The organism is Polaromonas sp., from assembly GCF_043778355.1.
GTDB lineage: Bacteria > Pseudomonadota > Gammaproteobacteria > Burkholderiales > Burkholderiaceae_C > Polaromonas.
The window spans coordinates 1-9,933 of sequence record NZ_JAYWHI010000049.1 but is presented as its reverse complement, the minus strand read 5'-3'; the positions used below and the strand labels follow the sequence as shown (position 1 = coordinate 9,933).

Genomic DNA, 9,933 nt, shown 5'->3' with positions numbered 1-9,933 from the left:
TTCCTGCTTGTGGGGGCGGGCGTGATGGCCGCGTCGGGCGTGGTGGCGTCCGCCACCTGGGTCTACATCGCCAACGCCGACAGCGAGGACATCTCGGTGATGCAGCTGGACCGCGCGGCGGGCCAGCTCAAGCCGGTGGCCACGGTGCCCGTGGGCGGCACGGCCATGCCCATGGTGGTGAGCCGCGACAAAAAATTCCTCTATGTGGCGAGTCGCTCGCAGCCTTTTCGTGTCACCACCTTTGCCATCGACAGTGCAACGGGTGGCCTGGAGAAGCTGGGCGAGGCGGCGCTGGCCGACAGCATGGCCAACATCGATCTGGACCCGACCGGCAAGTGGCTGTTCGCCGCCTCTTACGGCGGCAACAAGATCACCGTCAACAGCATTGGGAACGACGGCCTGGTGGGCGCGGTGCAGCAACTGGTCCGTACGGCGCCGAACGCGCATGCCATCCATGCCGATGCGTCCGGGCGTTATGTGTTTGCCACCAGCCTGGGCGGCGACAACCTGTCGAGCTGGAGGTTTGATGCGGCCAGCGGCACGCTGAGTGCCAATGAACCTGCGCTTGTGAATGTCTTGCCAACCAAAACCGGTCCGCGCCATTTCCTCTGGGACAAGTCACAAAAATACGTCTACCTGCTCAACGAACTCGATGGCGGCGTGGACGTGTTTGCCTATGACGCAGCCAAGGGCGGCATGCGCCATCTGCAGCGCAGCACCGTGGTACCGCCGGATTTTGCCGGCAAGGTCTGGGCAGCCGACTTGCAGATTGCGCCCGACGGAAAATTTCTTTATGGTTCGGAGCGCACGTCCAGCACGCTGACGACCTTCAAGGTCGACGCCGCCACCGGTCAGTTGCAGGTTGTGGGCCACACGCCGACCGAAAAAACCCCGCGCGGCTTTGCCATCGATTCAACCGGCCGCTTCCTGGTCGCTGCGGGCCAGGACTCGCACGGCGTCTCGCTGCATGTGATTGACAGCGCCACCGGCCTGCCCGGTGCGGGCAAGAGCCAGCCTGCCGGCAAAAACCCGAACTGGGTAGAAATCGTCGACTTCAGATGAACACTGACACGCGCCAGCCCATCACCATCCGCATGCACGATGCGGACAACGTGGCCATCGTTGCCAACGACGGCGGTCTGCCGCCGGGCGCCGTGCTGGCGGGTGGCCTGGTGCTGGTGGACCGCATTCCACAAGGCCACAAGGTCGCACTGGTGAACCTGGCCAAAGGCACGGCGGTGCTGCGTTACAACGTGCCGATTGGTTATGCGCTCAAAGACATTCCCGCCGGAAGCTGGGTGCATGAGCGCCTGCTGGAGATGCCGGCCGCGCGCGGCCTCGAAGGCCTGCCGATCGCCACCGTCAGGCCGCCCGTGCAGGCGCCGCTGGAGGGCTACACCTTCGAGGGTTACCGCAATGCCGACGGGTCGGTCGGCACCCGCAACATCCTGGCCATCACCACCACGGTGCAGTGTGTGGCCGGTGTGGTGGACTTCGCGGTCAAACGCATCAAGGCCGAGCTGCTGCCGAAGTTTCCGAACGTCGATGATGTGGTCGGCCTCGAACACACTTACGGCTGCGGCGTGGCGATCGACGCACCCGACGCCATCATCCCGATACGCACACTGCGCAACATCAGCCTGAACCCCAACTTCGGCGGCGAGGTGATGGTGGTCAGCCTGGGCTGCGAGAAGCTGCAGCCGGAGCGCCTGCTGCCGCCCGGCAGTTTTGCGATCGTTGACGAACGCAAGCCTGCTGATGCCGAGCTGGACGTGGTCTGCCTGCAGTCCGACAGCCATGTGGGCTTCATGTCCATGATTGATTCCATCATGCAGGCCGCCGCGCTGCACCTGAAAAAGCTCGATGCGCGCCGCCGCGAGACCGTGCCCGCCAGCGAGCTGGTGGTCGGTGTGCAGTGCGGTGGCAGCGACGCGTTTTCCGGCGTGACCGCCAACCCGGCGGTTGGTTTTTGCACCGACCTGCTGGTGCGCGCCGGTGCCAGCGTGATGTTTTCTGAAACCACCGAAGTCCGCGACGGCATTGACCAGTTGACCTCGCGCGCGAATACGCCCGAAGTCGCGCAGGCCATGATCCGCGAGATGGCCTGGTACGACGCCTACCTGCAAAAAGGCCTGGTGGACCGCAGCGCCAACACCACGCCCGGCAATAAAAAAGGTGGCCTGTCCAACATCGTCGAAAAAGCCATGGGCTCCATCGTCAAGTCGGGCAGTTCGCCGATCAGCGGTGTACTGGCCCCCGGTGAAAAGCTCAGGCAAAAAGGCCTGATCTATGCCGCCACGCCGGCCAGCGACTTCATCTGCGGCACGCTGCAGCTCGCCGCCGGCATGAACCTGCATGTGTTCACCACCGGGCGCGGTACGCCTTATGGCCTGGCCGAGTGTCCCGTCATCAAGGTCGCCACCCGCAGCGACCTGGCGCGCCGCTGGCATGACCTGATGGACATCAACGCCGGCCGCATCGCCGACGGTGAGGCCAGCATCGCCGACGTGGGTTGGGAGATGTTCCATCTGATGCTCGACGTCGCCAGCGGCCGCAAGAAGACCTGGGCTGAACACTGGAAGCTGCACAACGCGCTGGTGCTGTTCAACCCGGCACCCGTGACCTGATTTTTTCGCTCATAACCACCCAAGGAGACACCACCATGCAACGCCGTACCCTGATCCACACAGCCATCGCCGCCGCCGCCAGTGCCCTGAGCGCGAGTCCCGCATGGGCGCAAGGCGCCTGGCCGACCGGCAAGGCCATCACCTATGTCGTGCCTTTTCCACCTGGCGGCAATACCGACACCATTGCCCGCCTGATTGCGCAGCCGCTGTCCAGCGCGCTGGGCACACCCGTGGTGATCGACAACAAGGGCGGCGCCGGTGGCAGCGTGGGTTCGGCGATTGCGTCACGCGCGCCAGCCGACGGCTACACACTGCTGGGCGGTACCATCAGCTCGCACTCGATCAACGTCAGCCTCTACACCACACCGATCGGCTATGACCCGGTGAAATCGTTCGCACCGATCGCGATGCTGGGCGTGAGCCCGCTGCTGCTGGTGGTGCCCGCCAGCAGCCCGTTGCGCACGCTGGACGATGTACTCAAGGCCAGCCGCGCCAAGAATGGCGGTCTGAGCTCAGGCTCGCCGGGCATCGGCACCTCGCCGCACATGGCGCTGGAGCTGCTGGCCAGCCAGTCGGGCGTCAAGTTCACGCACGCGCCGTACAAGGGTTCGGCTCCCGCCGTTCAGGACCTGGTCGGCGGACAGCTCGACATGATGTTCGACACCAGCCTGGTCGTTGGCCCCCACATCCAGAGCGGCCGGCTGCGCCCTATCGCCATCACGGGCAGCCAGCGCGTTCCTGGCTACCCCCAGGTGCCGACCATCGCCGAGAGCGGCCAGAAGGGCTTCGACATGGTCTCCTGGCAGGCCATGTTTGTTCCGGCAAACACGCCGCAAGCCATCGTTGACCGGTTGCATGCCGAAGTGATGAAGGTGCTGGCCCAGCCCGATGTGCAGGCCAAGCTCAAGGGATTTGGCATGGAGCCCTCCACCATGACGCCCGCGCAACTGCTCGCCTACCAGAAGGAAGAGGTCGACAAGTGGGCCAGAGTCATCAAGGCCGCCAATATCAAGGCCGAATAGAACCGAAACAAATTTGAGAAAGCAACAGCAAGCACCATGACATCCATCACGCCTTACCAGTCTTTCCCCAACAGCTTCAAGCGCGACCTGCTGGCCGGCAAGAAGTTGATCGGCTGCTGGTCCTCGCTGTCCAGCGCCATCACCACCGAGGTGCTGGGTGTGGCCGGCTTTGACTGGATACTGCTCGACGGCGAACATTCGCCCAACGACATGGCCACCTACATCCCGCAACTGATGGCGCTCAAAGACAGCCGCAGCGCGCCGGTGGTGCGTCCGACCTCCAACAACTCGGTCGAGCTCAAGCGCCTGCTTGACGCCGGTTTCTACAACTTTCTGATTCCGTTTGTGGAAAGCGCCGAGCAGGCCGCCAGCGCCGTGTCGGCCACGCGTTACCCGCCTCAGGGCATACGTGGCGTGTCGGTGTCCCAGCGTAGCAACAAATACGGCTCCGTGCCGGACTACTTCAAGTCCATCAATGACCACATCTGTGTGATGGTGCAAATCGAAAGCATCGCCGGCACGGCGGCAGCCGGCGAGATTGCCGCTATCGACGGCGTGGACTGCATGTTTGTCGGTCCGTCTGACCTGGCCGCTGGACTGGGCCATCTCGGCAACGCCGGCCACCCGGACGTGCAGGCCGCTATGGTGAAAATTTTTGCCGCCGCCAAGGCGCACGGAAAACCGGTCGGCATCCTGGCACCGGTGGAAGCCGATGCGCGCCGCTACATGGAAATGGGCGCCACGTTTGTTGGCGTCGGCAGCGACCTCGGCGTGTTCCGTGGCGCCACGCAGGCCCTGCGCGACAAGTATCTGGCCTGATTTTTTGGGTTATCCGTACGCGGTAGTCCTGAACAGACAAGGTGGATGAAGACATGGATTGCGGGTCAGGCCCGCAATGACAGGCAAGGAGATGCAGTTTGAATTGTCATCCCGGACTCGATCCGGGATCCATGGCCCCGCCTTCTGAATTTCGGGTTCTGGCCACAAGAATTTTTACTGAACCAGGAGTATTTTTATGAGCAAGCTTGGATTTATCGGCCTCGGCATCATGGGCGCGCCAATGGCGGGCCATCTGGCCAACGCCGGCCATGAGGTTTTTTTGACCACCCGCAGCAAGGTGCCTGCCGACCTGCTGACCGGCAAGGCCGTGGCCTGCGCCTCGGCGCAGGAAGTCGCCGAGAAGGCCGACATCATTTTCATGATGCTGCCCGACACGCCTGACGTGCAGAAAGTGCTGTTCGGCGACAAGGGCGTCGCTGCCGGCCTCAAGAGCAACGCCAAGGGAAAGACGGTGGTCGACATGAGCTCGATCTCGCCGATGGACACCAAGGAATTCGCCAAAAAGATCAACGCACTCGGCGCCGATTACCTCGACGCGCCGGTCTCTGGCGGTGAAGTTGGCGCCAAGGCCGCCAGCCTGACCATCATGGTCGGCGGGCCTGATGCCGCGTTTGAGCGCGTCAAGCCGCTGTTTGAACTGATGGGCAAAAACATCACGCTGGTCGGCGGCAACGGCGACGGCCAGACCTGCAAGGTCGCCAACCAGATCATCGTCGCACTCAATATTGCTGCCGTCGGTGAAGCCCTGCTGTTTGCCAGCAAGGCCGGCGCCGACCCGGCCAAGATACGTCAGGCGTTGATGGGTGGTTTTGCCGCCTCGCGCATCCTCGAAGTGCACGGCGAACGCATGATCAAGCGCACCTTCAACCCCGGCTTTCGCATCGGCCTGCACCAGAAAGACCTGGGCCTGGCGCTCAGCGGTGCGCGCTCGCTGGGCGTGGCCCTGCCGCAAACCGCCAGCGCCGCACAACTGATGCAGGTCTGCAGCGCCAACGGCATGCAGGACCTGGACCACTCGGCGCTGGTGCGTGCCCTTGAGTTGATGGCGGGTCACGAAGTCGCCAAGGCCTGAGCGCTTCAATTTTCAACAACGAATTCAGGAGATAAGCATGACACTCAATCGCCGCAAGGTCCTCGCATCGTCCGTGGCCCTGGGCCTGGCCGCCGCTTCAGGTGTGCAGGCACAGACGCAGGACTGGCCGTCCAAACCGATCCGCCTGATCGTGCCTTACCCACCGGGCGGCTCGTCGGACATCATTGGCCGCTCCATCAGTCAGGCGCTGTCGGAGGCGCTCAAGCAGCCTGTGATTGTTGAAAACCGCGCCGGCGCCAACGGCAACCTTGGCGCCGACCTGGTCGCCAAGTCCGCGCCCGACGGCTACACGCTGCTGCTGTGCGACACCGGCGCGCTGGCCATCAGTCCTTCGGTTTACACCAAGCTGCCTTTCGACCCGAGCAAAGACCTGCGCGGCGTGACCATGCTGGCCTATTCGCCGCATTTGCTGGTGGTGCACCCCTCGGTGCCCGCCAACAACCTGAAAGAGCTGGTGGCCCTGTCGCAAAAATCCCAGCTCAACTTTGCGGTCACCGCCATGGGCAGCGCGCCGCACCTGGCCGGCGTGTCGGTCGAGCGCGCCAGCAACGCCAAGTGGCAGTACATCCCCTACAAGGGCGGCTCGCAGGCGGTGAACGACACCGTCGCCGGCCAGACCCAGGTGCTGATGAACGGCATGCTGGCCACGCTGCCTTTTGTGCAGAGCGGCAAGCTCAAGATCCTCGGCGTCTCCAAGGCCACACGCATGCCGCTGATCGGCAACGTGCCGACCTTGCAGGAGCAGGGCCTGGCCGGTTTCGAGTCGGGTACCTGGCAGGGTGTGCTGGTGGCTGGCGGCACGCCGCAGCCCATCGTGAACCGCCTGAACGCCGAGCTGATCAAGATCATCCGCAGCCCCGAGATTCGCGCCCGGCTCACCGGGCAGGGCGCCGAGGTGGTGACCATGTCGTCGGCCGAGCAGGACAAGTTCTTCAACCAGGAGCGCAAGCGCTGGGCTGAAGTGGTGGCAGCCGCCAACATCAAGCTGGACTGACAATCTGCTATCGATTTAGTAGCTTCTCACGCAGGCAGGACATGGGCTGACGGGCGATTTTCTTCGGGATCCCCTGCACTGTCATGGGGCCCCGCATGTCATCCCGGACACCGATCCGGGATCCATGTCACATCAACCAGAGTCGCGTGTGAGCACCCATGGATTGCGGGTTCCCGGATCGGGTCCGGGACAGGCTCTGCCCGCAATGACAAATCACTTTCTCCCAGACCCTGGACTGTCATCCCGGACTTGCGCCCTGGCGCCGTCGCAGCCAGTGCTCCACGCCTTCAAACAGCGCCTCACTCAGCAGCGCCAGCAAGGTGGCGGGCAGGGCGCCGGCCAGCAGCAACTGGCCGTCGTTCAGCGCCAGCCCGGTGACGATGCGCTCGCCAAAACCACCGGCACCAATAAAGGCGGCAATCGTCGCCGTGCCGATGGCAATCGAGGTTGCGGTGCGCAGGCCGGCCAGAATCGTCGGTAGCGCCAGCGGCAGCTCGACCAGGCGCATGCGCTGGCCCGCAGTCATGCCCAGCGCCTGCCCGGCCAGGCGCAGACCACTTGAGACCTCGCCCAGGCCGGTCACGGTATTGCGCATGATGGGCAGCAGGGCGTACAGCATCAGCGCCATCAGCGCCGGCACCGTGCCAATCAGGCCCAGCACAGAAATCAGCATGGCCAGCAGCGCCAGCGAAGGCACGGTTTGCAGCAGGCCGGTGGCGCCCAGCACCACGGCGCGCAGGCGCGGATGCGGAAACACCCACACCGCCAGCGGAATGCCCAGCAGCGCCGCACCGCCGACAGATATCAGCGTCAGCGCCAGGTGCTGGCGTGTCAGCCGCGCCAGATCGGGGCCAAACAGCTTGGCCCAGAAGCCGCGCTGGCCGGTGTCGGCGCCTGTGCCCGCTGCTGCGGCTGGTGTGCCGCCCGCTTTGGCCACCAGATGATCCCGGGCGATGACATCAAACGCCACGCCTTTCAGCTCAGCCCGCGCGTTCATGGCAATCATCGCGGTCTCATTGATGCTGCCCTCCAGCTTTTGCAGCGCCGCCCAGGCTTTGGGAAAACGCTGCGGCACATCGAGCCGGTACAGCAGCACTGCGTCATAACGCGGAAAGTACGCCTTGTCGTCCGTCAGTACGCGCAGGCCCAGGTGGCCAATCTTCGCGTCGGTGGTGTAGATGTCGATCACGTCCACCTGCTTTTGCGCAATCGCGTCATAAGCCAGCCCGTGGTCCAGCGCCACCGGTGTTTGCGGCGTGCCGTACTGCTGGGCCAGGCCCTGCCAGCCGTCGGCCCGGCCTATGAACTCGTTCGACAGGCCCAGCTTGAGGGCAGGGTGTTTGGCCAGATCGGTCAGTGTCGTGATGCCCAGGCGCTGCGCATTGTCTTCGCGCATGGCCAGCGCATAACCGTCGTTAAACCCCAGTGGCACCGCTGCACCCAGGCCCAGCGGCGCCAGCGCGGCGTTCATCGCCTGCAGCGTCATCGGCGTTTTGCTTTTCAGGATCTCCAGGCTGATGGTGCCCACGTATTCCGGGTAGAGGTCGATGCTGCCGGAGCGCAGCGCCTCATAAACAATCGCGGTGTTGCCCAGGCCCTGCAGCACCGAGGGCGGCGTGGGTGTGTGCGGCGCAGCCGTCTGCGCCAGCACCTGCGCCAGGATGTAGGACTCGGTGAAGCGTTTGGAGCCTATGCGCAGCGTGTCATTGGCGGGCGGCGCGGCAAAGGCCAGACTGCTGACAAGGGCCAGCAGTGCGGCGATGCAGGTGATGAGGGCAGGGCGGCGAGGCGTCATGCCGCCAGTATCGCCGCGGCTGGCAGAAGGTAGCAAGTTGCAGTATTGAGCCAACATGGATTGCGGGTCTAGCCCGCAATGACAAGCGGGGAAGGAGTGTCATCCCTGCCCCGGCTGTCATCCCGGACTCGATCCGGGATCCATGCAACATGAACCACCGGCGCGTGTGGCCCACATGGATTGCGGGTTCCCGGATCGAGTCCGGGACAGGCTCTGCCCGCAATGACAAGCGGGGAGGGACGTGTCATCCGGGACGCCTCGACTGTCATCCCGGACTCGATCCGGGATCCATGCCCCCGTTCCCGCACCCGTCTTTTTCCCGTTCGCCCTGAGCCTGTCGAAGGGGCCCGCCCAGCTCAGAAGCGGCTTCGACAGGCTCAGCCCGAACGGTTGGGCTTGACCGCGCCCCAGCACCATCCTCTAGCCTGTGGCAGACTGCCTTCCACCCGAAACACCCCTCACCAACCCACCATGCCCATCCAGCTCTACGCATTCGACACCCCCAACGGCCGCAAGATCAGCGTCGCGCTCGAAGAAATGGGCCTGCCTTACGACGTGCACGTGGTGGACATCACCAAGGGCGAGCAGACCGCGCCCGACTTCCTGAAGATCAGCCCCAACAACAAGATCCCCGCCATCATCGACCCCGACGGTCCGGGCGGTGAACCCATCAGTATTTTTGAGTCCGGCGCCATCCTGATCTACCTGGCTGAAAAGACCGGCACCTTCCTGCCCAAAGACCCCCGCGCCCGCGTCGCGGTGATGGAGTGGCTGATGTTCCAGATGGGCGGCTTCGGCCCCATGCCCGGCCAGGTGCACCACTTCATCGCACTCAAAGACGAAGCCGAGCGCCGCTACGGCCTCGAGCGCTTCATGGCCGAGACCAGACGCCTCTACGGCGTGATGGACCGCCGCCTGGCCGACCACGCCTTCTTCGCTGGCGAAGAAATCTCAATCGCCGACTTCGCCATCGTCGGCTGGGTCTGGCGGCATGAGCGACACAAGGTCGATCTCGCGGATTTTCCGAATGTGTTGCGGTGGTACCGGGCGATGATGGGGCGGGAGGCGGTGGCGCGGGGGTTTGGAGTGCCATTGAAGCGCGCGTCTTGACGACGGTGTCAGGCTGCCAGTCGCTACAAATTACATAGCTGCTTGCGCCCGCCATTTGTGGGCTGGCGGCTGATTTGTCCTCCAATCGCAGGTTAAAGGGCGGATTTTCTGTTGTCCGCCCGGTGCTAGCTGTGTGCCCTCTCATTGGGGGATGGCTATCGATTGGTGCTCACCTAGAATGGGCCAGAGGGAAGAGCAATGACGCCAGAGCAAAAAGCCAGAGTCAGCATAGACGCGCTGTTGCAGCAAGCAGGCTGGCACGTCTGCAACATGGCAGATGCCAACATCCACGCAGCCCGTGGCGTCGCCCTCCGCGAATTCCCGCTCAACACCGGCTTTGGTTTTGCCGACTACCTGCTCTACATCGACGGCAAAGCCGCTGGTTTGATCGAGGCCAAGTAGTAAGGCGCCACACTCACCGGCCCGAAACGCTGGCCGCGTTCCTATCCGTT

General features: G+C 63.9%; 9 protein-coding genes. 8 read left to right on the top strand and 1 reads right to left on the bottom strand.

Going from position 1 to position 9,933, the window contains the following annotated elements; genetic code table 11:
- Positions 1 to 24 precede the first annotated feature (24 nt).
- The 6 genes from ACH2CW_RS08085 to ACH2CW_RS08060 all read left to right on the top strand — a co-directional run bounded on the left by ACH2CW_RS08085 (position 25) and on the right by ACH2CW_RS08060 (position 6,576).
- Entirely contained in the window at positions 25 to 1,062 is a 1,038-nt protein-coding gene (locus tag ACH2CW_RS08085; RefSeq protein WP_395056903.1) for a lactonase family protein, read from the top strand.
- Positions 1,059 to 2,627 carry a galactarate dehydratase gene (garD, locus tag ACH2CW_RS08080; protein WP_395056901.1) on the top strand — a complete coding sequence of 523 codons (1,569 nt, stop codon included), beginning with the start codon at positions 1,059 to 1,061 and terminating at the stop codon, positions 2,625 to 2,627. Before ACH2CW_RS08085 ends, garD begins: the two co-directional genes overlap by 4 nt.
- 35 nt (positions 2,628 to 2,662) lie before the next feature.
- The gene (locus ACH2CW_RS08075; RefSeq protein ID WP_395056899.1) at positions 2,663 to 3,649 is read left to right on the top strand and encodes a Bug family tripartite tricarboxylate transporter substrate binding protein; all 987 of its coding nucleotides are present in this window, start codon (positions 2,663 to 2,665) and stop codon (positions 3,647 to 3,649) included.
- Positions 3,650 to 3,685: 36 nt separating this feature from the next.
- A complete protein-coding gene (gene garL / locus ACH2CW_RS08070) occupies positions 3,686 to 4,468 on the top strand; it encodes a 2-dehydro-3-deoxyglucarate aldolase (RefSeq protein ID WP_395056897.1) in 783 nt (260 codons plus the stop codon).
- 196 nt (positions 4,469 to 4,664) lie between these two features.
- Complete coding sequence (glxR, locus tag ACH2CW_RS08065; protein WP_395056895.1) at positions 4,665 to 5,561, top strand: 2-hydroxy-3-oxopropionate reductase; 897 nt, start codon at positions 4,665 to 4,667, stop codon at positions 5,559 to 5,561.
- Positions 5,562 to 5,598: 37 nt separating this feature from the next.
- Positions 5,599 to 6,576, top strand: coding sequence for a Bug family tripartite tricarboxylate transporter substrate binding protein (locus tag ACH2CW_RS08060; RefSeq protein ID WP_395056893.1), 978 nt, complete (start codon positions 5,599 to 5,601; stop codon positions 6,574 to 6,576).
- Positions 6,577 to 6,814: 238 nt separating this feature from the next.
- Here the strand turns inward: ACH2CW_RS08060 and ACH2CW_RS08055 are convergent, their stop codons facing one another.
- A complete protein-coding gene (locus tag ACH2CW_RS08055; RefSeq protein WP_395056891.1) occupies positions 6,815 to 8,371 on the bottom strand; it encodes a glycine betaine ABC transporter substrate-binding protein in 1,557 nt (518 codons plus the stop codon).
- A 471-nt stretch (positions 8,372 to 8,842) separates the two neighbouring features.
- Between ACH2CW_RS08055 and ACH2CW_RS08050 the strand changes: the two genes are divergently transcribed.
- Together ACH2CW_RS08050 and ACH2CW_RS08045 are read left to right on the top strand one after the other, a co-directional pair.
- Complete coding sequence (locus ACH2CW_RS08050; RefSeq protein WP_395056890.1) at positions 8,843 to 9,481, top strand: glutathione S-transferase family protein; 639 nt, start codon at positions 8,843 to 8,845, stop codon at positions 9,479 to 9,481.
- 198 nt (positions 9,482 to 9,679) lie between these two features.
- Positions 9,680 to 9,883, top strand: a complete 204-nt coding sequence (locus tag ACH2CW_RS08045; RefSeq protein ID WP_395056889.1) for a hypothetical protein — start codon at positions 9,680 to 9,682, stop codon at positions 9,881 to 9,883.
- The last annotated feature ends 50 nt before the right edge of the window (positions 9,884 to 9,933 follow it).